Source organism: Vibrio sp. qd031 (assembly GCF_002100145.1).
GTDB lineage: Bacteria > Pseudomonadota > Gammaproteobacteria > Enterobacterales > Vibrionaceae > Vibrio.
In genome coordinates, this window is the sequence record NZ_JXQD01000036.1 from 1 (window position 1) to 21,874 (window position 21,874).

36 protein-coding genes are annotated in these 21,874 nt (G+C 45.3%); 32 read left to right on the top strand and 4 right to left on the bottom strand.

The genetic code is table 11. The features are described from left to right. From ST37_RS18280 to rplQ, 31 genes are all read left to right on the top strand, one after another. Positions 1 to 542, top strand: a 542-nt coding sequence (locus ST37_RS18280; RefSeq protein WP_242426360.1) for an EF-Tu/IF-2/RF-3 family GTPase, incomplete at its 5' end; no start/stop codon positions are given. 307 nt (positions 543 to 849) lie between these two features. Further along, the gene (locus ST37_RS18285) at positions 850 to 1,803 is read left to right on the top strand and encodes a sulfotransferase (RefSeq protein ID WP_084888981.1); all 954 of its coding nucleotides are present in this window, start codon (positions 850 to 852) and stop codon (positions 1,801 to 1,803) included. Next, a complete protein-coding gene (locus ST37_RS18290) occupies positions 1,800 to 2,951 on the top strand; it encodes a glycosyltransferase family 4 protein (protein ID WP_084888982.1) in 1,152 nt (383 codons plus the stop codon). Before ST37_RS18285 ends, ST37_RS18290 begins: the two co-directional genes overlap by 4 nt. Before the next feature lie 422 nt (positions 2,952 to 3,373). Continuing rightward, on the top strand, positions 3,374 to 3,685 hold the full coding sequence (rpsJ, locus tag ST37_RS18295; protein WP_001181007.1) for a 30S ribosomal protein S10: 312 nt from the start codon (positions 3,374 to 3,376) through the stop codon (positions 3,683 to 3,685). A 14-nt stretch (positions 3,686 to 3,699) separates the two neighbouring features. Then, positions 3,700 to 4,329: a 50S ribosomal protein L3 gene (gene rplC, locus ST37_RS18300; protein ID WP_084888983.1), complete on the top strand. Its 630-nt coding sequence runs from the start codon at positions 3,700 to 3,702 to the stop codon at positions 4,327 to 4,329. Positions 4,330 to 4,345: 16 nt separating this feature from the next. Next, positions 4,346 to 4,948: a 50S ribosomal protein L4 gene (gene rplD, locus ST37_RS18305; protein ID WP_084888984.1), complete on the top strand. Its 603-nt coding sequence runs from the start codon at positions 4,346 to 4,348 to the stop codon at positions 4,946 to 4,948. Further along, positions 4,945 to 5,247, top strand: a complete 303-nt coding sequence (gene rplW, locus ST37_RS18310; RefSeq protein WP_084888985.1) for a 50S ribosomal protein L23 — start codon at positions 4,945 to 4,947, stop codon at positions 5,245 to 5,247. The genes rplD and rplW overlap by 4 nt, the downstream gene beginning before the upstream one ends. A gap of 16 nt (positions 5,248 to 5,263) precedes the next feature. Beyond that, complete coding sequence (gene rplB / locus ST37_RS18315) at positions 5,264 to 6,088, top strand: 50S ribosomal protein L2 (RefSeq protein ID WP_084888986.1); 825 nt, start codon at positions 5,264 to 5,266, stop codon at positions 6,086 to 6,088. Between the two features lie 19 nt (positions 6,089 to 6,107). Next, positions 6,108 to 6,386 carry a 30S ribosomal protein S19 gene (gene rpsS, locus ST37_RS18320; RefSeq protein ID WP_084888987.1) on the top strand — a complete coding sequence of 93 codons (279 nt, stop codon included), beginning with the start codon at positions 6,108 to 6,110 and terminating at the stop codon, positions 6,384 to 6,386. A 10-nt stretch (positions 6,387 to 6,396) separates the two neighbouring features. Then, positions 6,397 to 6,729, top strand: coding sequence for a 50S ribosomal protein L22 (gene rplV / locus ST37_RS18325; protein WP_084888988.1), 333 nt, complete (start codon positions 6,397 to 6,399; stop codon positions 6,727 to 6,729). A 19-nt stretch (positions 6,730 to 6,748) separates the two neighbouring features. Continuing rightward, positions 6,749 to 7,447, top strand: a complete 699-nt coding sequence (rpsC, locus tag ST37_RS18330) for a 30S ribosomal protein S3 (RefSeq protein ID WP_084888989.1) — start codon at positions 6,749 to 6,751, stop codon at positions 7,445 to 7,447. Between the two features lie 11 nt (positions 7,448 to 7,458). Next, the gene (gene rplP, locus ST37_RS18335) at positions 7,459 to 7,869 is read left to right on the top strand and encodes a 50S ribosomal protein L16 (RefSeq protein ID WP_084888990.1); all 411 of its coding nucleotides are present in this window, start codon (positions 7,459 to 7,461) and stop codon (positions 7,867 to 7,869) included. After that, a complete protein-coding gene (gene rpmC / locus ST37_RS18340; protein ID WP_084888991.1) occupies positions 7,869 to 8,060 on the top strand; it encodes a 50S ribosomal protein L29 in 192 nt (63 codons plus the stop codon). The genes rplP and rpmC overlap by 1 nt, the downstream gene beginning before the upstream one ends. After that, entirely contained in the window at positions 8,060 to 8,314 is a 255-nt protein-coding gene (rpsQ, locus tag ST37_RS18345; protein WP_084888992.1) for a 30S ribosomal protein S17, read from the top strand. The genes rpmC and rpsQ overlap by 1 nt, the downstream gene beginning before the upstream one ends. Positions 8,315 to 8,479: 165 nt before the next feature. Then, on the top strand, positions 8,480 to 8,851 hold the full coding sequence (gene rplN, locus ST37_RS18350; protein ID WP_006075569.1) for a 50S ribosomal protein L14: 372 nt from the start codon (positions 8,480 to 8,482) through the stop codon (positions 8,849 to 8,851). Positions 8,852 to 8,863: 12 nt separating this feature from the next. Beyond that, positions 8,864 to 9,181 (top strand): 50S ribosomal protein L24, encoded by a 318-nt coding sequence (rplX, locus tag ST37_RS18355; protein ID WP_084888993.1) that lies wholly within the window; start codon positions 8,864 to 8,866, stop codon positions 9,179 to 9,181. A 26-nt stretch (positions 9,182 to 9,207) separates the two neighbouring features. Further along, the gene (gene rplE / locus ST37_RS18360; RefSeq protein ID WP_084888994.1) at positions 9,208 to 9,747 is read left to right on the top strand and encodes a 50S ribosomal protein L5; all 540 of its coding nucleotides are present in this window, start codon (positions 9,208 to 9,210) and stop codon (positions 9,745 to 9,747) included. A 17-nt stretch (positions 9,748 to 9,764) separates the two neighbouring features. Beyond that, a complete protein-coding gene (gene rpsN, locus ST37_RS18365; RefSeq protein ID WP_084888995.1) occupies positions 9,765 to 10,070 on the top strand; it encodes a 30S ribosomal protein S14 in 306 nt (101 codons plus the stop codon). 29 nt (positions 10,071 to 10,099) lie between these two features. Then, complete coding sequence (gene rpsH, locus ST37_RS18370) at positions 10,100 to 10,492, top strand: 30S ribosomal protein S8 (RefSeq protein ID WP_084888996.1); 393 nt, start codon at positions 10,100 to 10,102, stop codon at positions 10,490 to 10,492. Between the two features lie 12 nt (positions 10,493 to 10,504). After that, positions 10,505 to 11,038 carry a 50S ribosomal protein L6 gene (gene rplF, locus ST37_RS18375; RefSeq protein ID WP_084888997.1) on the top strand — a complete coding sequence of 178 codons (534 nt, stop codon included), beginning with the start codon at positions 10,505 to 10,507 and terminating at the stop codon, positions 11,036 to 11,038. Positions 11,039 to 11,047: 9 nt separating this feature from the next. Continuing rightward, a complete protein-coding gene (rplR, locus tag ST37_RS18380; protein ID WP_084888998.1) occupies positions 11,048 to 11,401 on the top strand; it encodes a 50S ribosomal protein L18 in 354 nt (117 codons plus the stop codon). A gap of 14 nt (positions 11,402 to 11,415) precedes the next feature. Next, positions 11,416 to 11,916: a 30S ribosomal protein S5 gene (gene rpsE, locus ST37_RS18385; protein WP_084888999.1), complete on the top strand. Its 501-nt coding sequence runs from the start codon at positions 11,416 to 11,418 to the stop codon at positions 11,914 to 11,916. A gap of 6 nt (positions 11,917 to 11,922) precedes the next feature. Beyond that, positions 11,923 to 12,099 carry a 50S ribosomal protein L30 gene (gene rpmD, locus ST37_RS18390; RefSeq protein WP_084889000.1) on the top strand — a complete coding sequence of 59 codons (177 nt, stop codon included), beginning with the start codon at positions 11,923 to 11,925 and terminating at the stop codon, positions 12,097 to 12,099. A 5-nt stretch (positions 12,100 to 12,104) separates the two neighbouring features. Beyond that, entirely contained in the window at positions 12,105 to 12,539 is a 435-nt protein-coding gene (rplO, locus tag ST37_RS18395) for a 50S ribosomal protein L15 (RefSeq protein WP_084889001.1), read from the top strand. A gap of 20 nt (positions 12,540 to 12,559) precedes the next feature. Beyond that, positions 12,560 to 13,891 (top strand): preprotein translocase subunit SecY, encoded by a 1,332-nt coding sequence (gene secY / locus ST37_RS18400; RefSeq protein WP_084889002.1) that lies wholly within the window; start codon positions 12,560 to 12,562, stop codon positions 13,889 to 13,891. Between the two features lie 39 nt (positions 13,892 to 13,930). Next, positions 13,931 to 14,044, top strand: a complete 114-nt coding sequence (gene rpmJ / locus ST37_RS18405; RefSeq protein ID WP_039969906.1) for a 50S ribosomal protein L36 — start codon at positions 13,931 to 13,933, stop codon at positions 14,042 to 14,044. 147 nt (positions 14,045 to 14,191) lie between these two features. Then, positions 14,192 to 14,548: a 30S ribosomal protein S13 gene (rpsM, locus tag ST37_RS18410; RefSeq protein WP_084889003.1), complete on the top strand. Its 357-nt coding sequence runs from the start codon at positions 14,192 to 14,194 to the stop codon at positions 14,546 to 14,548. A gap of 18 nt (positions 14,549 to 14,566) precedes the next feature. Continuing rightward, complete coding sequence (gene rpsK, locus ST37_RS18415) at positions 14,567 to 14,956, top strand: 30S ribosomal protein S11 (RefSeq protein WP_004398450.1); 390 nt, start codon at positions 14,567 to 14,569, stop codon at positions 14,954 to 14,956. A gap of 31 nt (positions 14,957 to 14,987) precedes the next feature. Continuing rightward, positions 14,988 to 15,608, top strand: a complete 621-nt coding sequence (rpsD, locus tag ST37_RS18420) for a 30S ribosomal protein S4 (protein ID WP_084889004.1) — start codon at positions 14,988 to 14,990, stop codon at positions 15,606 to 15,608. Positions 15,609 to 15,632: 24 nt separating this feature from the next. Next, on the top strand, positions 15,633 to 16,625 hold the full coding sequence (gene rpoA / locus ST37_RS18425) for a DNA-directed RNA polymerase subunit alpha (RefSeq protein ID WP_084889005.1): 993 nt from the start codon (positions 15,633 to 15,635) through the stop codon (positions 16,623 to 16,625). Positions 16,626 to 16,651: 26 nt separating this feature from the next. Continuing rightward, the gene (gene rplQ / locus ST37_RS18430) at positions 16,652 to 17,038 is read left to right on the top strand and encodes a 50S ribosomal protein L17 (protein WP_084889006.1); all 387 of its coding nucleotides are present in this window, start codon (positions 16,652 to 16,654) and stop codon (positions 17,036 to 17,038) included. Positions 17,039 to 17,135: 97 nt separating this feature from the next. On the opposite strand, the gene ST37_RS18435 is transcribed toward rplQ, so the two are convergent. Both ST37_RS18435 and ST37_RS18440 read right to left on the bottom strand, forming a co-directional pair. Then, the gene (locus tag ST37_RS18435) at positions 17,136 to 17,606 is read right to left on the bottom strand and encodes a DUF2780 domain-containing protein (protein WP_084889007.1); all 471 of its coding nucleotides are present in this window, start codon (positions 17,604 to 17,606) and stop codon (positions 17,136 to 17,138) included. Between the two features lie 152 nt (positions 17,607 to 17,758). Continuing rightward, positions 17,759 to 18,379 (bottom strand): FKBP-type peptidyl-prolyl cis-trans isomerase, encoded by a 621-nt coding sequence (locus ST37_RS18440; protein ID WP_084889008.1) that lies wholly within the window; start codon positions 18,377 to 18,379, stop codon positions 17,759 to 17,761. Positions 18,380 to 18,585: 206 nt separating this feature from the next. Here ST37_RS18440 and ST37_RS18445 point away from each other — a divergent pair, with 206 nt between their 5' ends. Then, complete coding sequence (locus ST37_RS18445) at positions 18,586 to 19,176, top strand: LysM-like peptidoglycan-binding domain-containing protein (RefSeq protein WP_084889009.1); 591 nt, start codon at positions 18,586 to 18,588, stop codon at positions 19,174 to 19,176. A 52-nt stretch (positions 19,177 to 19,228) separates the two neighbouring features. On the opposite strand, the gene ST37_RS18450 is transcribed toward ST37_RS18445, so the two are convergent. Both ST37_RS18450 and ST37_RS18455 read right to left on the bottom strand, forming a co-directional pair. Beyond that, the gene (locus ST37_RS18450) at positions 19,229 to 19,699 is read right to left on the bottom strand and encodes a GNAT family N-acetyltransferase (protein WP_084889010.1); all 471 of its coding nucleotides are present in this window, start codon (positions 19,697 to 19,699) and stop codon (positions 19,229 to 19,231) included. 60 nt (positions 19,700 to 19,759) lie between these two features. Then, positions 19,760 to 21,718: a bifunctional 2',3'-cyclic-nucleotide 2'-phosphodiesterase/3'-nucleotidase gene (locus tag ST37_RS18455; protein WP_084889011.1), complete on the bottom strand. Its 1,959-nt coding sequence runs from the start codon at positions 21,716 to 21,718 to the stop codon at positions 19,760 to 19,762. Positions 21,719 to 21,874: the final 156 nt, after the last annotated feature.

Consider the following 21,874-nt stretch of genomic DNA (forward strand, 5'->3'; position numbering starts at 1 on the left):
TCGAAGACGTATTCTCTATCCAAGGCCGTGGTACTGTAGTAACTGGTCGTATCGAGCGCGGTATCCTAAACGTAGGTGACGAAGTAGAAATCGTAGGTATCAAAGATACTACAACGACTACTTGTACTGGTGTTGAAATGTTCCGTAAGCTGCTTGACGAAGGTCGTGCTGGTGAGAACGTTGGTGCACTTCTACGTGGTACTAAGCGTGAAGACGTTGAACGTGGTCAAGTTCTTGCAGCTCCTGGCTCAATCAACCCACACACTAAGTTCGAGTCTGAAGTATACGTACTGTCTAAAGACGAAGGCGGCCGTCATACTCCGTTCTTCAAAGGCTACCGTCCACAGTTCTACTTCCGTACAACTGACGTAACTGGTGATATCTCTCTACCAGAAGGCGTAGAAATGGTAATGCCTGGTGACAACATCCAAATGCAAGTTGAGCTAATCGCTCCAATCGCAATGGACGAAGGTCTACGTTTCGCTATCCGTGAAGGTGGCCGTACTGTAGGTGCTGGTGTTGTTGCTAAGATCTTTGACTAATATTTAGTTAAAATCTGCAAAACATTATAAGGGAAGCTTCGGCTTCCCTTTTTTATTCCTAATCGTAATATTTTTGAACGTCGATTAAGGGCTATGCTTCATAAACAACAAATGTTGGCTATCCCTACTATTATTCTTATCGCAACACGTCACTCTTTCCATCAACTTCCTGTCTCAGCAATGAGTATCGACACTAATTCTCAGCTTCGGACTTTGACTAGTGAACTGCTACTCTTATATTTGAATTTAGTTGAGTACCAATTTCGCCATTGACGAAAACTCAAATTATTATTCGAAAGGGAGAGGCATGATTGCTTTAATTGGAATGCCGCGTTCAGTAACAACTTGGGTGGCAAAGCTATTGGATAGTCATCCGAAAACCTACTACGTATACGAACCTGACAGCGAGAGCTGGTTGTCGATTCCTCAGATAGTTGAGAGCGCTGACGCCGAACAATATAAAGATAAAGTTGCCTTGTTCTTAAGAACTATCGAACACAGTAATAGTTTAAAGGTCAAAGGGCGACTACCTCTCTTCCCTAAGAGTTATTTGTCGTTATTTGATCTAAACTTTAATCGAGCGTTGGTTACTTTCGCTAAACTCTGGGCCAGAGTGTTTGACCTAAAACATGCGAGTATTCGTTTTTTACGACCTCCACATGGACATGTGACAGTATGGAAATCAATTGAATCTGCTGGGAGGGTTAGTGCATTTTCACAAGCGGATTATCAGATGAAGATTGCTGCTTTGGTGAGACATCCTTGTGCGGTTATTAATTCCGAGTTAAAAGGTGAGGCGCAGAAACAACTCAGCTCTTCTACCCCCATATATAAAAACTGGGGGTTGTTTGAAAAACTATTACAGAGCACATTTGCTCATTCTCAGGGCCTGACCGTTGAGACGTTGCATCAGGTGACTCCTGTCCAAAGATTAGCCTGGCCTTGGCTAATCTACTATACGCAGTTACAAGAGCACGATAGCAAAGAGAACGGTAAAGTGTTCTACCATCATCAGTTTTGTAATCAACCAAAAGACGCTCTACGGCAACTGTTAGAATTTGCCGGTTTAGACTTTGATGAGCAAACTCAACAGTATCTTCACCAAACGACGACGAATCACTCCGAATCATACTATTCAACCCCAAAATACCCTAAAGTCGCGTCGGAAGCGTGGAATAGTCAAATGCAGCCACAAGAGATAGAGGCTATTAAGCAAATAGTAATGCCTCACATACCCACAGAGCTTTGGGAGCAACAATGAAGGTTTTATATCACCACCGCATAGCGTCAAAAGATGGCCAATTCGTCCACGTTGAAGCTATTACTCGTTCACTCGTCGCCCTAGGCTGCCAATTGAAGATAGTCTCTCCTAGTGTTGCTGATAATCAATCCTTTGGTGGTGATGGCGGTTTTGTTTCTAAACTCAAATCCTTATTACCGTGCGCCTTGTACGAAGTTCTTGAATTTTTTTACAGTTTTTGGGCGTTCTTCAAATTGTCGATAGCGATCGTTCAGTTTAAGCCAGACGTGATATATGAACGTTACAACCTGTATTTACCCGCGGGCATTTGGGCTTCGAAGCTATTTAACATCCCAATACTTCTAGAGGTGAATGCGCCATTATTTGAGGAGCGATCTCGCTTCAACTCTATTGCGCTTAAGCCACTAGCACGTTGGACTCAATCTTACACTTGGAATAATGCAAGTGTAGTGTTACCGGTCACAGAGGTGTTAGCCAAAGTAGTCGAAGCGTATGGGGTCAGCTCTGATCGTATTGAAGTGATCCACAATGGAATTGATCAGAATTTATTTACACCTAAAGATGACGTGCAGGAAATTGATGCTAAAGAGACGATTACTATCGGCTTTGTCGGGTTTGTTAGGGAGTGGCATAAACTTGAGTATTTGGTTGAGCTTATTGCGAATAGTAATGATCAAAAGCTCAAATTGCTGATCGTTGGTGATGGTCCAGCAATAGAGTCAATTAAAAAATTGGCACAGCAGTTGAACGTATCTCATCAAATTGAGATAACGGGTTTGGTCGAACGAGACAGAATGCCGTACTACCTGAGTCAGATTGATATTGCTATACAACCCGCTGTAGTGCCATATGCGTCGCCGCTCAAGTTGATTGAATACCTAGCGATGGGACTTGCGATTGTCGCGCCTGCTCAACCCAATATTGAAGAGCTTCTTAGCCACGAACATAACGCGTTGTTGTTTAATCCTGATTCAGCTGAAGAATGTGCGCTTTGCGTCAAGCGATTGATAGAATCCCCAGAACTCATTTCGCGAATATCGGTCGCTGCAACGAAGACTATTTCTAGCAAGCAACTTATTTGGGATACTAACGCCAAGCGAATAATTGCTTTATCGAAGCAAGCTCAAGTCGAAAAGGCGACACTATAACAATTACGAACAGGCGAGCACGTGTATTAGAACGGTGGATGCAATAGATTGGATTAATTAGCGTCTAATATTCCACCACCCCTTGCATCCACTTTTGTGATCTGTATAATACCGCGCACTGGCCTAGCCAGTTGTGAACCAATGGGCACTGAGGAGCTCGGTTTTCAAAGCGGATATCCGTCATTGAAAACCCATAGGTAATGTATACTCAGCTTATGTTCGCAGTTAATAAAATTTAGTACTTGTCGGGGACACCGTCGTAAGACAGAGTCAACCAGCAAGCTAGCTAATCACTTTTAGCTGACAAGTCTCCTAATCTTGGAGACAACGGTTTCACATGAATCAATCGCACATTCTCTCGTATTAACGAGTCGGAGTGGCGATATTGTTTGTGTAATTTAATTAATTTGGAGCTCTGTCTCATGCAGAACCAACGTATTCGTATCCGCCTTAAAGCTTTCGATTATAAACTAATCGATGCTTCAACTGCGGAAATCGTTGAAACAGCTAAGCGTACCGGCGCGCAGGTTCGTGGTCCTATCCCACTACCTACTCGTAAAGAACGTTTCACTGTTCTTATCTCTCCTCACGTAAACAAAGACGCGCGTGACCAGTACGAGATTCGTACTCACAAGCGTTTGATCGACATCGTAGAGCCAACTGACAAGACTGTTGATGCACTTATGCGTCTAGACCTTGCAGCTGGTGTTGATGTTCAAATCAGCCTAGGTTAAGGGAGATTAGAATAATGATTGGTCTAGTCGGACGTAAAGTGGGTATGACCCGCGTATTTACCGAAGAAGGCGTTTCTATCCCAGTAACTGTTGTAGAAGTAGAACAAAACCGTGTTACTCAAGTACGTACACTTGAGCAAGATGGCTACGCTGCAATCCAAGTTACTTCGGGAGCTAAGAAAGCTAGCCGTGTTTCTAAGCCAGAAGCTGGCCACTTTGCGAAAGCAGGTGTTGAAGCAGGTCGCGGTCTTTGGGAATTCCGTTTGGAAAACGGCGAAGAGTTTGAAGTTGGCGCTGAGCTAAACGTAGAACTTTTCAACGAAATTAAAAAAGTAGACGTTACTGGTACATCTAAAGGTAAAGGCTTCCAAGGCGCTGTTAAGCGTTGGAACTTCTCTACTCAAGATATGACTCACGGTAACTCCTTGTCTCACCGTGCACCGGGTTCAATTGGCCAATGTCAAACTCCAGGTCGCGTATTTAAAGGCAAGAAAATGGCTGGTCACATGGGTGCTGAGCGTGTTACGACTCAAAACCTTGAGATCGTACGTGTTGACGCTGAGCGTAATCTGCTTCTTATTAAAGGTGCAGTACCAGGCGCAGTTGGCGGCAACGTAGTTGTTAAACCAGCTGTTAAAGCATAACGTCTAGGAGTAAGTAATGGAACTAATGGTTAAAGGTGCTGATGCACTAACTGTTTCCGAGACTACTTTCGGACGTGAGTTTAACGAATCACTTGTACACCAAGTAGTTGTTGCATATGCAGCAGGTGCTCGTCAAGGTACTCGTGCTCAAAAAACTCGTTCTGAAGTATCTGGTGGCGGCGCTAAACCTTGGCGTCAAAAAGGCACTGGCCGCGCTCGTGCTGGTACAATCCGTAGCCCTATCTGGCGCTCGGGTGGTGTTACTTTTGCTGCGAAACCTCAAGATCACAGCCAAAAAGTAAACAAAAAAATGTACCGTGGTGCAATGCGCAGCATTCTTTCTGAGCTCGTTCGTCAAGAGCGTCTAGTTGTTGTAGACAACTTCTCAGTTGAAGCGCCGAAAACTAAAGAGCTTGTAGCTAAGCTGAAAGAGCTTGAGCTAACTGATGCTCTTATCGTGACTAGTGAAGTAGATGAGAATCTATTCCTAGCTGCTCGCAACCTATACAAAGTTGATGCACGTGACGTTGCTGGTATTGACCCAGTTTCGCTAATTGCGTTTGACAAAGTAGTAATGACTGCTGATGCAGTTAAGCAAGTTGAGGAGATGCTGGCATGATCACTGAAGAGCGTCTACTAAAAGTACTACGTGCTCCTCTTATCTCTGAAAAAGCAACCATGACTGCTGAGAAAGCGAACACTATCGTTTTCAAAGTAGCTATCGATGCAACTAAGAAAGAGATCAAAGCAGCAGTAGAAAAGCTATTTGAAGTTGAAGTTAAGTCTGTAAATACTCTTATCACTAAGGGTAAGACCAAACGTCAAGGTCTACGCCAAGGTCGCCGCAGCGACGTTAAAAAAGCGTACGTTATCTTGAAAGAAGGTCAAGATCTTGACTTCGTTGGCGGTGCGGAATAACAGGAGTAGTTAAAAAATGGCTATTGTTAAATGTAAGCCGACTTCCCCTGGTCGTCGTCACGTAGTTAAAGTTGTTAACGCTGACCTTCACAAAGGTAAGCCTTACGCTCCACTTCTAGAGAAAAACTCTAAGAACGGTGGTCGTAACAACAACGGTCGTATTACAGTTCGTCATATCGGCGGTGGTCACAAGCATCACTACCGTTTGATCGACTTTAAACGTAACAAAGACGGTATCCCAGCGAAAGTTGAGCGTCTTGAATACGATCCAAACCGTAGCGCAAACATCGCTCTAGTTCTGTACGCAGACGGCGAGCGTCGCTACATCATCGCACCTAAAGGCATTGCTGCTGGTGACCAAATTCAATCTGGTGTTGATGCACCGATTAAAGCTGGTAACACACTTCCAATGCGTAACATCCCTGTAGGTTCTACAGTTCACTGTGTTGAACTTAAGCCTGGGAAAGGTGCACAAATTGCTCGTTCTGCAGGTGCATACGCACAAATCGTCGCTCGCGACGGTGCTTATGTTACTGTACGCCTACGTTCAGGCGAAATGCGCAAAGTACTATCTGAAGGCCGTGCAACTATCGGTGAAGTAGGTAATGCTGAGCACATGCTACGTGAACTAGGTAAAGCTGGTGCTTCACGCTGGCGCGGCGTACGTCCAACCGTACGTGGTGTAGTAATGAACCCAGTAGACCACCCACACGGTGGTGGTGAAGGTCGTACTTCTGGTGGCCGTCACCCAGTATCTCCTTGGGGTCAGCCTACTAAAGGCTTTAAGACTCGTAAGAACAAGCGCACTGACAAGTACATCGTACGTCGTCGTAACAAGTAATCTATAAAGAGGAATCGCCATGCCACGTTCTCTCAAGAAAGGTCCTTTTATTGACCTGCACTTGCTGAAGAAGGTAGAGAAAGCGGTAGAGAACGGTGAGAAAAAACCAATTAAAACTTGGTCTCGTCGTTCAATGATCATCCCATCAATGATTGGGTTGACTATCGCTGTCCATAACGGCCGTCAACACGTACCAGTATTCGTAACCGATGAAATGATCGGTCACAAACTGGGCGAATTCGCACCAACTCGTACTTATCGCGGCCATGCTGCAGATAAGAAAGCTAAGAAGAAATAAGGAGTAGATGATGGAAGCTATCGCTAAACATAACTTTGCTCGTATTTCTCCACAGAAAGCTCGCTTAGTTGCAGATCAGATCCGCGGCAAAAACGTAGATCAAGCTCTAGAACTTCTAACTTTCAGCAACAAAAAAGCTGCTGAATTAGTGAAGAAAGTTCTTGAATCAGCAATCGCTAACGCGGAACACAACGAAGGTGCGGATATTGACGACTTAAATGTCGCCAAGATCTTCGTAGATGAGGGCCCTATCATGAAGCGTATTATGCCTCGTGCTAAAGGCCGTGCGGACCGTATCTTGAAGCGTTCTTGCCACATCACTGTTGTTGTTGCAGACCGCTAAAAGACTAGGAGATTAAGCAATGGGTCAGAAAGTACATCCAAATGGCATCCGTCTTGGCATTGTCAAGCCGTGGAATGCTACATGGTTTGCTAATACCAAAGAATTCGCTGACAACCTAGACGGCGACTTCAAGGTACGTCAGTTCCTTACTAAGGAACTAGCTAAAGCCTCTCTTTCACGTATCGTTATCGAGCGTCCTGCGAAGAGCATCCGTGTGACAATTCACACTGCTCGTCCAGGCGTTGTAATCGGTAAGAAAGGCGAAGACGTAGAAAAGCTACGCACAGCTGTAGCAAAAATCGCAGGTGTACCAGCGCAAATTAACATCGCTGAAGTACGTAAGCCTGAGCTGGACGCACAACTTGTGGGTGACAGCATCGCGTCTCAACTAGAGCGTCGCGTTATGTTCCGTCGTGCTATGAAGCGCGCGGTACAAAATGCTATGCGTCTAGGCGCTAAAGGTATCAAAGTGGAAGTAAGCGGTCGTCTAGGCGGCGCTGAAATCGCACGTTCTGAGTGGTATCGTGAAGGCCGTGTGCCTCTACACACTCTACGTGCTGACATTGATTACGCAACTTCTTCGGCTCACACCCAATACGGTGTGATCGGCATTAAGACTTGGATCTTCAAAGGTGAGATTCTTGGCGGTATGCCTGCTGCTAACGCAGTGGAGCCGAAAGGCGATAAGCCTAAGAAGCAGCGTAAAGGCCGTAAGTAAGGAGTCGACAGATGCTACAACCTAAACGCACTAAGTTCCGTAAGGTTCAAACAGGTCGTAACCGTGGTCTTGCTAAAGGTACCGATGTAAGCTTTGGTACTTTCGGTCTGAAAGCAGTCGGCCGTGGCCGAATCACTGCTCGTCAAATCGAAGCAGCACGTCGTGCTATGACGCGTCACGTAAAACGTCAAGGTCAAATCTGGATTCGTATTTTTCCAGACAAACCGATCACTGAGAAACCACTAGAAGTTCGTCAGGGTAAGGGTAAAGGTAACGTTGAGTACTGGGTAGCCCAAATCCAACCTGGAAAGGTTATGTACGAAATGGACGGTGTACCTGAAGAGTTGGCACGTGAAGCGTTCCGCCTAGCGGCGCGTAAACTGCCTATCAAAACAACATTTGTAACGAAGCAGGTGATGTGATGAAAGCACAAGATCTACGTGAAAAAAGCGTTGAAGAGCTAAACAAAGAACTAATTGAATTGCTACGTGAACAGTTTAACTTGCGCATGCAAGCTGCGACTGGTCAACTACAGCAAACTCATACTTTGAAAGCTGTACGTCGTGATATCGCACGTGTTAAAACCGTTTTGACTGAGAAGGCAGGCGCATAATGAGCGACAAAATCCGTACTTCACTTGGTCGTGTTGTTAGTGACAAAGGCGATAAGTCTATTGTTGTTGCTATCGAGCGCATGGTTAAACACCCTATTTACGGCAAGTTCGTAAAGCGCACGACTAAAATACACGCACATGACGAAAACAACGAGTGTGGCCTAGGCGATACTGTTGAGATTCGTGAATGTCGTCCACTGTCTAAGACTAAGTCTTGGACTTTGGTTAAAGTTGTAGAAAAAGCGAAAATCTAATTTTCGTTATTTTTTAACAACTTAAAGCGGCCTCTAGAGAAATTTAGGGGCCGTTTATTTTTTGTCTACCCAATCACAAAAAAGGGTGGTACAATTCGCGTCCCTTTTAAAGAGGCAGCCCGACCCGAGAGGGTCTAGTTTTTAATATTTAGCGGAGCACTAACAATGATCCAAATGCAAAGTACACTTGACGCTGCAGATAACTCTGGCGCGCGCAAGGTAATGTGTATTAAGGTTCTGGGTGGCTCACACCGTCGTTATGCACACATCGGTGACATCATCAAAGTTACTGTGAAGGAAGCAATTCCTCGCGGTAAAGTAAAAAAAGGTGATGTTCTGAAGGCGGTTGTAGTTCGCACCCGTAAAGGCGTACGTCGTCCAGACGGTTCTGTCATTCGCTTCGACCGTAATGCTTGTGTATTGTTGAATGACACTACTGAGCAACCAGTCGGCACTCGTATCTTTGGTCCAGTGACTCGTGAACTTCGTAATGCGAAATTCATGAAGATCGTTTCTCTGGCACCAGAAGTACTGTAAGGAGCGAAAAAAATGGCAGCTAAAATCCGTCGTAATGACGAAGTAATCGTTCTTGCTGGTAAAGATAAAGGCAAGAAAGGTAAAGTAACTAAGGTTCTAACTACTGGTAAAGTTATCGTTGAAGGTATCAACCTAGTTAAGAAACACCAGAAACCTGTTCCAGCTCTAAATGTCCAAGGTGGCATTGTTGAGCAAGAAGCAGCGATCGACGTTTCTAACGTGGCAATCTTTAACGCGGCTACTGGTAAAGCAGACCGTATCGGTTTCCGTTTCGAAGATGGCAAGAAAGTTCGTTTCTTCAAGTCTAACAACGAAACCATTTCTAACTAATAATAGAAGTAATTTGGAGTTCAACTATGGCGAAACTGCATGATTACTACAAGTCGTCTGTAGTTGCTGAACTGACCAAAGAGTTCAGCTACTCAAGCGTCATGCAAGTCCCTAGAATCGAAAAGATCACCCTTAACATGGGTGTAGGTGAAGCAATCAACGATAAGAAACTTCTAGAGAACGCAGCAAGTGATATGGCGACCATTTCTGGTCAAAAGCCACTTATCACTAAAGCGCGTAAATCTGTTGCAGGTTTCAAAATCCGCGAAGGCTACCCAATCGGTTGTAAAGTAACCTTGCGTGGCGAACGCATGTGGGATTTCCTAGAGCGTCTGATTAATATCGCTCTTCCACGTGTACGTGATTTCCGTGGTGTTAGCGCTAAGTCTTTTGACGGACGCGGTAACTACAGCATGGGCGTTCGCGAGCAAATCATCTTCCCGGAGATCGACTTTGATAAAGTTGATCGTGTACGCGGTCTTGATATCACTATCACGACTTCTGCGAACACCGATGAGGAAGGCCGTGCTCTGCTGGCTGCCTTTAACTTCCCATTCCGTAAGTAAGGTGAAGGGTTACTGTTATGGCTAAACAATCTATGAAGGCACGTGAAGATAAGCGTGCAAAATTAGTAGCTAAGTACGCTGAAAAGCGTCGTGAGCTAAAAAACATCATCAGTGATGTGAACGTATCTGAAGAAGATCGTTGGAACGCTGTTCTTAAACTACAAGAGCTTCCACGTGATTCAAGTGCATCGCGTCAGCGCAACCGTTGCAACCAAACTGGTCGCCCACACGGTTACCTACGTAAGTTCGGCCTAAGTCGTATCAAAGTTCGTGAAGCTTGCATGAAAGGCGAGATTCCTGGACTTCGTAAGGCTAGCTGGTAATTGCCACTTAATCATTTGGAGTAAAGTTTATGAGCATGCAAGATCCGATTTCGGATATGCTGACCCGCATTCGTAACGGTCAGGCAGCAAACAAAGTTGCTGTAAAAATGCCTTCTTCAAAGCTTAAAGTTGCAATCGCTACTTTGCTGAAAAACGAAGGTTACATCACTGACTTCGCTGTTGCTGGCGAAGCAAAACCAGAGCTAGAAGTTACCCTTAAGTACTTCCAAGCGAAACCAGTAATCGAGCAAATCCAACGTGTTTCACGTCCAGGTCTACGTGTTTACAAAAACAAAGACAGCCTGCCATCTGTGATGGGCGGTTTGGGTATTGCTGTGGTATCTACTTCCAAGGGTCTGATGTCAGACCGTGCAGCGCGTAAAGCGGGCCTTGGCGGTGAAATCATCTGTTACGTAGCTTAATAGGAGTAGACTATGTCTCGTGTTGCTAAAGCACCTGTCGCTATTCCAGCTGGCGTAGAGGTGAAACTAAACGGCCAAGATATCACTATCAAGGGCGCTAAGGGCGAGTTATCTCGTACACTTAACGACGCTGTTGTGATTGCACAGGAAGAAAACAACCTAACGTTCGGCCCTAAAGAAGGCGTCGTTAAAGCATGGGCTCAAGCAGGTACTGCTCGCGCTCTTGTTAACAACATGGTTGTTGGTGTTACTGAAGGCTTCACTAAGAAGCTTGTACTTAAAGGTGTAGGTTACCGTGCTGCCATTAAAGGCAAATCAGTAGCTCTTACTTTGGGTTTCTCTCACCCTGTTGAGCATGAACTACCTGAAGGCATCAAAGCTGAATGTCCTAGCCAAACTGAAATCATCCTAACTGGTTGTGATAAACAACTTGTTGGTCAAGTTGCGGCAGATATTCGCTCTTACCGTGAGCCTGAGCCTTACAAAGGTAAAGGTGTTCGTTACGCAGATGAACATGTGCGTACTAAAGAAGCTAAGAAGAAGTAAGGTAACACTATGGATAAGAAAGCATCTCGCATCCGTCGTGCTACGCGTGCACGTCGTAAGATTGCTGAACTTCGCGTTAATCGCTTAGTAATACACCGTACTCCAAGTCACGTGTATGCCCAAGTGATTGCACCAAACGGCTCTGAGGTTATCGCTGCAGCTTCTACTGTAGAAAAAGCGATCCGTGAGCAAGTTAAGAACACTGGTAACATCGACGCAGCTAAAGCGGTAGGTAAAGCTATTGCTGAACGTGCTCTTGAAAAGGGCATCACATCAGTTGCATTTGATCGTTCTGGTTTCCAATACCACGGTCGAGTAGCGGCGCTAGCAGATTCTGCTCGCGAAGCTGGTCTGAAATTCTAAGGTAGGGTTGATCGATGGCTAAAGAACAACAACAAGCTTCAGATTTGCAAGAGAAACTAATCGCAGTTAACCGTGTTGCTAAAACGGTTAAAGGTGGTCGAATCTTTAGCTTTACTGCACTAACAGTAGTTGGTGACGGTAATGGTCGTGTAGGTTTCGGTTACGGTAAAGCCCGTGAAGTACCTGCTGCGATTCAAAAAGCAATGGAAAAAGCACGTCGTAACATGGTTACGATCGCGCTTAACGAAGGCACTCTTCACCACGCGGTGAAAGGTCGTCACACTGGCTCTAAAGTCTACATGCAACCAGCTGCCGAAGGTACTGGTATCATCGCTGGCGGTGCAATGCGTGCAGTACTTGAAGTTGTAGGTGTTCACAACGTATTAGCGAAAGCGTACGGTTCAACGAACCCTATCAACGTAGTTCGTGCGACTATTGATGGTTTGAGCGGTATGAACTCTCCGGAGATGATTGCTGCTAAACGTGGTCTAACTGTTGAATCTATTTCGGAGTAATTGACTATGGCAACTATCAAAGTTACGCAAACTAAAAGCGCAATTGGGCGCCTACCTAAGCACAAATTGTGCTTGAAAGGTCTAGGCCTTCGTAAAATCAACCATACAGTAGAACTTGAAGATACTCCGTCAGTACGCGGAATGATCAACAAGGTTTACTATATGGTAAAAGTTGAGGAGTAATCAGAATGCGTTTGAATACTCTATCACCGGCTGCTGGCTCTAAACCTTCTAAGAAGCGTGTAGGTCGTGGTATCGGTTCTGGCCTGGGTAAAACCGCTGGCCGTGGCCATAAAGGTCAAAAGTCTCGTTCAGGCGGCAGCGTACGTCCTGGTTTTGAAGGCGGTCAAATGCCTTTGAAACAACGTCTACCTAAGTTCGGCTTCACTTCTCGCAAGAGCCTAGTGTCAGCTGAAGTTCGTCTAAGCGAACTAGCTAAGGTAACTGGTGACGTTGTAGATCTAAACAGCCTAAAAGCTGCTAACGTAATCACTAAGAACGTTTTGTTCGCGAAAGTTGTACTTTCTGGTGACATTACTAAAGCAGTGACTGTTAAAGGTCTTCGCGTAACTAAAGGCGCTAAAGCTGCAATCGAAGCCGCAGGCGGCAAAATCGAAGCTTAATCTTCGAAGGAAAGGTACAGATGGCAAAGAAACCAGGAAATGATTTTAATAGTGCAAAGAGCGGCCTAGCTGAGCTCCGCGCGCGTCTCTTGTTCGTATTTGGCGCGTTATTGGTGTTCCGTATGGGTTCGTTTATACCGCTACCTGGTGTTGACGCTAATGTACTTGCCAACTTGTTCGAACAGCAACAAGGCACCATCATTGAAATGTTTAACATGTTCTCTGGTGGTGCACTTGAGCGTGCATCTATATTCGCTTTGGGCATCATGCCGTATATTTCGGCTTCAATTGTAGTCCAACTGTTGACTGTTGTTCATCCCGCTCTAGCTGAGCTCAAAAAAGAGGGTGAATCTGGTCGTAAGAAGATCAGTCAGTACACTAGATATGGAACGCTCGTACTTGCAACATTCCAAGCAATAGGTATCGCAACAGGGCTACCAAGCATGGTCGATAATCTGGTTGTTATCAACCAAACCATGTTTACCCTACTTGCTACCGTGAGTTTAGTAACCGGCACCATGTTCTTGATGTGGTTAGGTGAACAAATTACTGAGCGTGGAATTGGTAATGGTATTTCTATCATTATCTTTGCAGGTATTGTTGCTGGTTTGCCTTCGGCAATCGGTCAAACAATTGAGCAAGCGCGTCAAGGCGAACTAAACGCACTTCTTTTAGTGTTGATTGGAGTTCTCTCCTTTGCGGTTATCTACTTTGTTGTATTCATGGAACGTGGCCAACGTCGTATCGTCGTTAACTACGCCAAGCGTCAACAAGGTCGTAAAGTGTTTGCTGCACAAAGCTCTCACTTACCGCTTAAAATCAACATGGCTGGTGTAATTCCAGCAATCTTTGCATCGAGCATCATACTGTTCCCAGGTACTCTGGCACAGTGGTTTGGTGGCAACGGTGAAGGTACTTTCGGATGGTTAACCGACCTTTCGTTAGCATTGAGCCCGGGCCAACCACTCTATGTGATGCTATACGCTGCAGCGATTATATTTTTCTGCTTCTTCTACACGGCGTTGGTTTTCAACCCGCGTGAAACAGCAGATAACTTGAAGAAGTCTGGTGCGTTCGTACCCGGTATCCGCCCAGGTGAACAGACAGCAAGATACATTGATAAAGTGATGACACGCTTAACCCTAGCGGGCGCGTTGTATATTACTTTTATCTGTCTGATTCCAGAGTTCATGATGATCGCGTGGAACGTTAGGTTCTACTTCGGTGGTACATCACTGCTTATCGTAGTGGTTGTAATCATGGACTTTATGGCACAGGTACAGACTCATTTGATGTCACAACAGTATGAGTCTGTGTTGAAAAAGGCAAATCTTAAGGGTTACGGCCGTTAATCGGCGGTAGTCTTTGGATTTCAATTACGGAGTTTAGCAATGAAAGTTCGTGCTTCCGTTAAAAAAATCTGCCGTAACTGTAAAATCATTAAGCGCAACGGTGTTGTGCGTGTGATTTGCAGTGAGCCAAAGCATAAGCAACGCCAAGGCTAATTAGCAGAAATTTTTACTTGAAATATAAGGTATGGTCGAGTATATTCCTCGGCCTACCTTTTGCGTGCAAAAGAAGTAGTACGCCGCAACGTATCCTCTACGGGCTTTGTTGCGGTAAATTCTTTTTAGAAAAACTAGGAGTGAATAGTGGCCCGTATAGCAGGCATTAACATTCCTGATCATAAGCATGCCGTAATCGCACTAACTGCGATCTTCGGTATCGGTAAAACTCGCTCTCAAGCTATTTTAGCTGAAGTGGGTATTGCTGAAAGCACTAAGATCAGTGAACTCAATGAAGAACAGATCGATCAACTGCGTGATGGTGTAGCTAAATACACTGTGGAAGGTGATCTACGTCGTGAAGTATCAATGAACATCAAGCGTCTTATGGACCTTGGTTGTTACCGTGGTCTTCGTCATCGTCGCAGTCTACCTCTACGTGGACAGCGTACTAAAACCAACGCTCGCACCCGTAAGGGTCCGCGTAAGCCGATCAAGAAATAGTCGGAAGGGTAAAGTACAATGGCAAAACAACCAACACGCGCTCGTAAGCGCGTACGCAAGCAAGTTGCTGATGGCGTAGCGCACATTCATGCATCTTTCAATAACACAATCGTTACCATCACTGACCGTCAAGGCAACGCTTTAGCGTGGGCCACTGCCGGTGGTTCAGGTTTCCGTGGTTCTCGTAAGTCTACTCCGTTCGCAGCACAGGTTGCCGCAGAACGCGCAGGTGAAATGGCTAAAGAATACGGTCTTAAAAACTTGGAAGTTATGGTTAAGGGCCCAGGTCCAGGTCGTGAGTCAACTATCCGTGCACTAAACGCTGCTGGATACCGCATCACTAACATCGTTGATGCAACTCCGATCCCACATAACGGTTGTCGTCCACCTAAGAAACGTCGCGTTTAAGTTTCGTTTCTAGGAATATTGGAGAAAGAACATGGCTAGATATTTGGGTCCTAAGCTGAAGCTTAGCCGTCGCGAAGGTACTGACTTATTCCTTAAGTCTGGTGTCCGCGCGATCGATACCAAGTGTAAAATTGATAATGCCCCAGGTGTACACGGCGCTCGTCGCGGTCGTCTATCTGAATACGGCATTCAGCTTCGTGAGAAGCAAAAAGTTCGTCGTACTTACGGCGTTCTAGAAAAACAATTCCGTAACTACTACAAAGAAGCTGCGCGTCTTAAAGGCAACACAGGTGAAAACCTACTTCAGCTTCTTGAAGGTCGTCTTGATAACGTAGTTTACCGCATGGGCTTTGGTGCAACTCGCGCTGAATCTCGTCAACTAGTTAGCCACAAAGCTATCCTAGTTAACGGTAAAGTTGTAAACGTTCCTTCTTTCAAAGTAGCGGCTAACGACGTTGTGACTATCCGCGAGAAAGCTCAAAAGCAAGCTCGTATTAAGGCAGCTCTAGAAGTTGCTGATCAACGCGAAAAACCAACTTGGATTGAAGTAGATGCTAGCAAGATGGAAGGTACTTTCAAGCGTATGCCTGAACGTTCTGACCTGTCAGCTGACATCAACGAACACCTGATCGTCGAACTTTACTCTAAGTAAGGTTTAAACTAAAGAGAGGACACAATGCAGGGTTCTGTAACAGAATTTCTTAAGCCACGTCTTGTTGACATCGAACAGATCAACACGACACACGCAAAAGTAACTCTTGAGCCATTAGAGCGTGGTTTTGGCCACACTCTTGGTAATGCACTTCGCCGTATTCTACTATCTTCAATGCCAGGTTGCGCAGTAACAGAAGTAGAAATCGAAGGCGTATTGCACGAGTACAGCACTAAAGAAGGCGTTCAAGAAGATATTCTTGAAATCCTACTTAACCTTAAAGGGTTGGCTGTACGAGTAGCCGAAGGCAAAGATGAAGTGTTTATTACACTTAACAAGTCAGGCTCAGGCCCTGTTGTTGCAGGTGACATCACCCATGATGGTGATGTAGAGATCGCTAACCCAGAGCACGTTATTTGTCACCTAACGGATGACAACGCTGAGATCGCTATGCGTATCAAAGTTGAACGTGGTCGTGGTTATGTTCCGGCTTCCGCTCGCATCCATACTGAAGAAGATGAGCGTCCTATTGGTCGTTTGCTTGTAGACGCGACTTTCAGCCCAGTAGACAAAATTGCCTACTCTGTTGAAGCAGCTCGTGTTGAACAACGCACCGACTTGGACAAGCTCGTTATCGATATGGAAACGAACGGTACTCTTGAACCAGAGGAAGCTATCCGTCGCGCAGCTACAATCCTAGCTGAGCAATTGGATGCATTCGTAGATCTTCGTGATGTACGTGTTCCTGAGGAGAAAGAAGAGAAGCCAGAGTTCGATCCGATCCTACTACGTCCTGTAGACGATCTTGAACTAACAGTACGCTCTGCTAACTGTTTGAAAGCAGAAGCGATTCACTACATCGGTGATCTTGTGCAGCGCACTGAGGTTGAGTTACTTAAAACTCCAAACCTTGGTAAGAAATCTCTTACAGAGATTAAAGACGTTCTTGCGTCTCGTGGACTGTCTCTAGGTATGCGCCTAGAAAACTGGCCACCAGCGTCAATTGCAGAAGATTAATCGAGCTTAGTTAGAAGGATTAGGTCATGCGCCATCGTAAGAGTGGTCGTCAACTCAACCGCAACAGCAGTCATCGTAAAGCGATGTTCAGCAATATGGCTAGCTCTCTTGTACGTCATGAAGTAATTAAGACTACATTGCCAAAAGCTAAAGAGCTACGTCGCGTCGTTGAGCCTTTGATTACACTAGCAAAGACAGACAGTGTTGCTAACCGTCGTCTTGCATTTGCACGTACTCGTGACAACGAAGTAGTTGCAAAACTGTTTAACGAATTAGGTCCACGTTTCGCTACCCGCCAAGGCGGTTACACTCGTATCCTAAAAGCTGGCTTCCGTGCTGGCGATAAAGCTCCAATGGCTTACATTGAGCTTGTCGATCGCCCAGAAGCATCTGAAGAAGCAGCTGCTGAGTAAAATCAGTATTCGCTAGACTAAAAAACCGAACCTTAGGGTTCGGTTTTTTTTTGCTTAAAATATGGGGTCAGAGTCGATTTACTCTGACCCCATTTAGTTATTTCCACAGTCCAGTGAGAGAATCCATAAGTCCAGAGCTTGCGCCTTGGTCAGATAGATAGCCCATAATGACAGGGGCAAATTGTGCCACCATAGATGGGTCTAGGCCGAGTTTTTCGAATACATCATAGACAGCGTTAAGCGAGTCGATATTGCCTAACAGGCTGGACGCCGCTCCCATATTCTCTAGGCCAGGTATCATAGAAGCGAGCTCGCTGGTGTTTGCTGACGATAAGCTATTTTGGGCAAGGGCCAACATCGCAGCGCCTCCAGAGCTTGCTTGCTCATTCGATACATCTAATTGGCTAGTCAATAGCTCTGTAATCGGTGAGTCCGAGATTTGGCCGACACTGGAGCTTACTTGATTCATCAAGTCTTTGGTGTCGTCGCTTTTTAACAAATCGCCGAACGCGAAAGTCTGAGTACTTACTACAAGAGCGCTAAGAGTGATAGTTTTGACGAGTTTCATTGAGAGTCCTTTCATATTGGTCGGTTCTACACTCAGTGTAAGACAAAGTAAACAAAGACAGTGTCAAAAATTCGAGAGTATTTGGTTGGTATTATGTTCAGACGAAAAAAAACGGCGCATTAAGCACCGTTTGTTGCAGTACACAATATTGCTTATAGGATAGCGAGAAGCTCTACTTCAAATACAAGTGCTGCATATGGAGGGATTGCTGCACCAGCGCCACGCTCGCCGTAGGCAAGATCTTGTGGGATGTACAGTTTCCACTTAGAGCCAACAGGCATAAGTTGAAGTGCTTCAACCCAACCTTGAATTACGCCCGTTACCGGGAATTCAGCAGGTTGACCACGAGAAACAGAGCTGTCGAAAACAGTGCCGTCTGTTAATTCACCGTGGTAATGAACGCGAACTTGCTTGTCTGCAGACGGAACTTCACCCGTACCTTCTGTGATCACTTCGTACTGTAGGCCAGACTCAAGCACAGTGACTTCTGAACGAAGTGCATTGTCTTTAAGGAAAGCTTCACCGTCCGCCGCCGCTACTTTAGCTTGCTCTGCACGTGCAGATTCAGCGCGAGTGTGAAGATCTTGAAGTGCAGCATTGATGTCATCAACTGAGATTTCAGGTTGACCACCAGTAAGTGCTGTAGCGATACCTGCAGCGATTGCGTCAACGTTAAGACCTTCTAGACCAGAACCTGCAAGTTGTTGGCCCATTTGAAGACCAATACCGTAGCTTGCTTTTTGCTCTACAGTATCAAATTTTACATCAGACATGTTTATTCTCATATGTGTAAGGAAGCGAGAAGAATACCAGTTTCTAACCGCATTGAAAACGCCCGCACCTAAAAGCGTAATCAAGATTCTACCACTACGCTTTCAAGGCGTGGATTTGTGACTTTTAGGCAGGAATATCGCACTTATAGACTAGAATTTGCTGTTAAATGTTTATAACCTAGAGAGGTCAAAAAGTGGAGTCATGAATGAATCGAAGAAAACGCCAACGGGTCAAGGAAAGTACTGGTAAACAGCTGTTAAATCAGTTGAAAGGTATTGATTGGCGCGCGCAAAAGGCGAAGGTTCAAACAGCATTGGGTTCGCTAAAACACCGCTACTTGGAACTTCCTTCACTGCATCAGAAGTTAATTCCAGCCATCGCGGCGATCCTCATTGTACTATTGGTTATTCCTGCGCAAGACCCAGAGGCAACGCCCACACAACCTGCACCAACGCAAAGAGTTGAACTAGACATCGATACTCGTGGTTTAAGCGAGCAAGGCTCTACAGCGGTGAGCGCGAGTACGCCTAACGAACAAGTTTGGACTGAATATGTTATTCAAGATGGTGATACCTTAGCCAAGGTATTTCGTAGCAATGATCTGTCTGTGTCTGATCTAAACGCCCTAGTGAAAATCGAGGGAATTGATAAACCTCTTAGCCGTATTCGAAAAGGGCAGTTGATTCGATTTAAACTCGATGCTAACGACCAGTTGGATATTTTGCAGCTAGAGCGGGGCAGTGAAGCAGTAATGTTCTTTAGATTGTCTGATGGTGGTTTTGGCCGCAGTAAGTAGCTCGAACACGGTTTAGTTGACCTAAACGAAGACCGTAATCTCCACCACAGACTTACGTTGTCTTAATCATATCGATGTGCTCTATGCCATCCTCATCATACACCTCTGAGCACTGCACAAATCCATGCTTTTGATAAAACTTATGTAAGTGATGCTGGGCACCAATTTGTATGGGACCTGATCCTAAGCGATGACCGATTTCGTGAATCGACTTTTGCATTAATACATCCCCTAGTCGAGCTTGTCGCCACAGGGGGGCAACGATGACTCTCCCAATGCTATAACAGCCGTCATAGCTGACGTTTCTATCAAGAAGACGTGTATACAGAGCGAGCTCTCCCTCTATGTAACCAGCGAGATGGACAGTGGTCGCAAGTTTGTCTTTAGCGTCCAACTCTGGGTAGGGGCAATTTTGCTCAACCACAAACACATCGACACGCAACTTCATGATATCAAACAACTCATTGGTACTAAGTTGTGAAAATGTCAGCGCTCGCCATTCAATGTTGTGCTGTTTGTTCATTGAGTCTTCTCCATAAAAAAGCGCGGCTTAAGCCGCGCTTTCATTCTATCTTATCATCGACTATTGAAGATCGACTTTATACACGGCAAAGCCTACATCGTCCATGCCCACTTTTGTCATTGGGTATTGGCCTTTCTCTTTGATGAAAGCAGACGCTTTATCGCTTGGAGAGGTTTCAAAACGAATGTCTAACGGCGTGTCCGATTCAATTTTAGCAAATGACCAGTTGTTATCAGCGCTAGGCTTAACAAGTCCTTTTTCTGCCGATACGCTAGAAATATAGTTTGCTAGAACTTGACGGTTTTCATCCGGAGAGTCAAACGCGACATATTCTGAACCTGTTCCAGCAAACTTACCACCATAGGCACGGTAGTTGTTTGACGCGACAATAAACGGAGCACTCATGTCGACAGGTTTACCCATGTAAGTTAGGCCAGTAATACGCGATGAGTCAGCGTTAACAACGTTACAGTTACCATCGTACTTGGCAGGCTGAGTGATGTCGATTTGGTACTCAACACCGTCAATCACGTCGAAGTTATAGGTACGGAACTCATCCCACTCGATGAGGCTTTGAGGCTCTGAACTATTGACATCGATTTGCTTAAATTGACCTGCAGAACACTCAAGCCACTCTTTCACTTCTTTACCCGTCATCTTCAATGCAACAAGCGTGTTTGGGTATAGATAAAGATCGGCAGCATTACGGAAGGTGAGCTGTCCTGCTTCTACTTCTACGAAGTTGCTAGGATCGTTCTTACGACCGCCGGCTTTAAATGGTGCCGCCGCAGAAAGCACTGGAATACCGTCTAAATCAGGATCGCCTTGGATCATTGTTTCTACGTAAGCTTTCTGTGCAAGGTTAACAATTTGAACCGTTGGATCATCTTGAACCAATGCAAGGAAGCTGTACATCACGTCGTCAGCCTTACCAATTGGCTGGTTTACAAAGTCTTGAGTTGCTTTGTGGTCTTCTGCCACCGCTTTGGTCATTGCTACGTGCGCTTCGACTGCAGGTTTATTGTTTGCAGAGTCGTAGATTGGACGTGCTTCAGACATGACAGGCGTCACTTTCCATCCGTCGCCGTCTTTGTCTAGTTGCAGGTCCATAATACCTAGGTGGCTCCCCCAACGTCCCGGCATAACTGCTGCTACGCCATTGATGGTGCCTTTTTGGTTGTCGATACCTTTAATGTCATCAAAACCTTTACCTGGGAACACTGAGTGTGAGTGACCAAACGCAATTGCGTCGATGCCTTCAACTTCAGATAGGTAGTATGACGAGTTTTCCATACCCATTTTGTACGGGTCTGTAGATACACCAGAGTGAGGTATCGCCACAATAACGTCCGCACCTTCTGCTTTCATTTGAGGGACAAGTTTTTCAGCGCTCTCTTTGATATCCAGTGCGGTAACGTTGCCTTCTAGATTCTTTTTATCCCAGATCATGATTTGTGGCGGAACAAACCCGATGTAGCCGACATTAATTTTGTGGCTGTTACCATCCGTATCGACAAAAGTGTGCTCTTTGATGATATAAGGCTTGAAGTAGTAATCGCCTGTTTTCGCGTCTAACACGTTGGCGCTTACATAAGGGAAGTTAGCATCGTTAAGCGACTCGGCTAAGAACTCAAGGCCGTAGTTAAATTCGTGGTTACCAATGTTACCTGCGTCGTAATTGAGTAGGTTCATTGCTTTGTAAACGGGGTGTACTTCATCGGCTACAATACCTTTTGAAGCGATGTAGTCACCCATAGGGCTGCCTTGGATAAGGTCTCCGTTATCAACCAGCACACTGTTTTTAACTTCATCACGTGCGAGCTCTACAAGAGAGGCTGTACGGACTAGGCCAATCTTATCTGATGGTTTGCCTTTGTAGTAGTCAAAGTCCATCACATTGGCGTGAATGTCTGTGGTCTCGATGACACGTAGGTGAATCGTGTCGGCAATAGAGGGTGCTGTCACTCCCATAAGACCTAATAGAACTGATGTGCGGATCAGTTTCAGATTGGTATTCATACTTGCTCCATAAGTAAACTGCCTAATTGACGGGTGAAATGTAGCAGTTAATTGTTAAACTTTTTAGTTAAAACTCTAGGTTTTGCGAAGGTAATCGATTGCCTTGGTGGGATTTTATGCGTTTATTTTTGAAACTACCAGAATATCTCCGAATTA

Excerpts from the sequence above, each read along its gene's own strand:
- ST37_RS18285 (WP_084888981.1), top strand. The coding sequence starts at position 850 with ATGATTGCTTTAATTGGAATGCCGCGTTCAGTAACAACTTGGGTGGCA.
- ST37_RS18290 (WP_084888982.1), top strand. The coding sequence starts at position 1,800 with ATGAAGGTTTTATATCACCACCGCATAGCGTCAAAAGATGGCCAATTC.
- rpsJ (WP_001181007.1), top strand. The coding sequence starts at position 3,374 with ATGCAGAACCAACGTATTCGTATCCGCCTTAAAGCTTTCGATTATAAA.
- rplC (WP_084888983.1), top strand. The coding sequence starts at position 3,700 with ATGATTGGTCTAGTCGGACGTAAAGTGGGTATGACCCGCGTATTTACC.
- rplD (WP_084888984.1), top strand. The coding sequence starts at position 4,346 with ATGGAACTAATGGTTAAAGGTGCTGATGCACTAACTGTTTCCGAGACT.
- rplW (WP_084888985.1), top strand. The coding sequence starts at position 4,945 with ATGATCACTGAAGAGCGTCTACTAAAAGTACTACGTGCTCCTCTTATC.
- rplB (WP_084888986.1), top strand. The coding sequence starts at position 5,264 with ATGGCTATTGTTAAATGTAAGCCGACTTCCCCTGGTCGTCGTCACGTA.
- rpsS (WP_084888987.1), top strand. The coding sequence starts at position 6,108 with ATGCCACGTTCTCTCAAGAAAGGTCCTTTTATTGACCTGCACTTGCTG.
- rplV (WP_084888988.1), top strand. The coding sequence starts at position 6,397 with ATGGAAGCTATCGCTAAACATAACTTTGCTCGTATTTCTCCACAGAAA.
- rpsC (WP_084888989.1), top strand. The coding sequence starts at position 6,749 with ATGGGTCAGAAAGTACATCCAAATGGCATCCGTCTTGGCATTGTCAAG.
- rplP (WP_084888990.1), top strand. The coding sequence starts at position 7,459 with ATGCTACAACCTAAACGCACTAAGTTCCGTAAGGTTCAAACAGGTCGT.
- rpmC (WP_084888991.1), top strand. The coding sequence starts at position 7,869 with ATGAAAGCACAAGATCTACGTGAAAAAAGCGTTGAAGAGCTAAACAAA.
- rpsQ (WP_084888992.1), top strand. The coding sequence starts at position 8,060 with ATGAGCGACAAAATCCGTACTTCACTTGGTCGTGTTGTTAGTGACAAA.
- rplN (WP_006075569.1), top strand. The coding sequence starts at position 8,480 with ATGATCCAAATGCAAAGTACACTTGACGCTGCAGATAACTCTGGCGCG.
- rplX (WP_084888993.1), top strand. The coding sequence starts at position 8,864 with ATGGCAGCTAAAATCCGTCGTAATGACGAAGTAATCGTTCTTGCTGGT.
- rplE (WP_084888994.1), top strand. The coding sequence starts at position 9,208 with ATGGCGAAACTGCATGATTACTACAAGTCGTCTGTAGTTGCTGAACTG.
- rpsN (WP_084888995.1), top strand. The coding sequence starts at position 9,765 with ATGGCTAAACAATCTATGAAGGCACGTGAAGATAAGCGTGCAAAATTA.
- rpsH (WP_084888996.1), top strand. The coding sequence starts at position 10,100 with ATGAGCATGCAAGATCCGATTTCGGATATGCTGACCCGCATTCGTAAC.
- rplF (WP_084888997.1), top strand. The coding sequence starts at position 10,505 with ATGTCTCGTGTTGCTAAAGCACCTGTCGCTATTCCAGCTGGCGTAGAG.
- rplR (WP_084888998.1), top strand. The coding sequence starts at position 11,048 with ATGGATAAGAAAGCATCTCGCATCCGTCGTGCTACGCGTGCACGTCGT.
- rpsE (WP_084888999.1), top strand. The coding sequence starts at position 11,416 with ATGGCTAAAGAACAACAACAAGCTTCAGATTTGCAAGAGAAACTAATC.
- rpmD (WP_084889000.1), top strand. The coding sequence starts at position 11,923 with ATGGCAACTATCAAAGTTACGCAAACTAAAAGCGCAATTGGGCGCCTA.
- rplO (WP_084889001.1), top strand. The coding sequence starts at position 12,105 with ATGCGTTTGAATACTCTATCACCGGCTGCTGGCTCTAAACCTTCTAAG.
- secY (WP_084889002.1), top strand. The coding sequence starts at position 12,560 with ATGGCAAAGAAACCAGGAAATGATTTTAATAGTGCAAAGAGCGGCCTA.
- rpmJ (WP_039969906.1), top strand. The coding sequence starts at position 13,931 with ATGAAAGTTCGTGCTTCCGTTAAAAAAATCTGCCGTAACTGTAAAATC.
- rpsK (WP_004398450.1), top strand. The coding sequence starts at position 14,567 with ATGGCAAAACAACCAACACGCGCTCGTAAGCGCGTACGCAAGCAAGTT.
- rpsD (WP_084889004.1), top strand. The coding sequence starts at position 14,988 with ATGGCTAGATATTTGGGTCCTAAGCTGAAGCTTAGCCGTCGCGAAGGT.
- rpoA (WP_084889005.1), top strand. The coding sequence starts at position 15,633 with ATGCAGGGTTCTGTAACAGAATTTCTTAAGCCACGTCTTGTTGACATC.
- rplQ (WP_084889006.1), top strand. The coding sequence starts at position 16,652 with ATGCGCCATCGTAAGAGTGGTCGTCAACTCAACCGCAACAGCAGTCAT.
- ST37_RS18435 (WP_084889007.1), bottom strand. The coding sequence starts at position 17,606 with ATGAAACTCGTCAAAACTATCACTCTTAGCGCTCTTGTAGTAAGTACT.
- ST37_RS18440 (WP_084889008.1), bottom strand. The coding sequence starts at position 18,379 with ATGTCTGATGTAAAATTTGATACTGTAGAGCAAAAAGCAAGCTACGGT.
- ST37_RS18445 (WP_084889009.1), top strand. The coding sequence starts at position 18,586 with ATGAATCGAAGAAAACGCCAACGGGTCAAGGAAAGTACTGGTAAACAG.
- ST37_RS18450 (WP_084889010.1), bottom strand. The coding sequence starts at position 19,699 with ATGAACAAACAGCACAACATTGAATGGCGAGCGCTGACATTTTCACAA.
- ST37_RS18455 (WP_084889011.1), bottom strand. The coding sequence starts at position 21,718 with ATGAATACCAATCTGAAACTGATCCGCACATCAGTTCTATTAGGTCTT.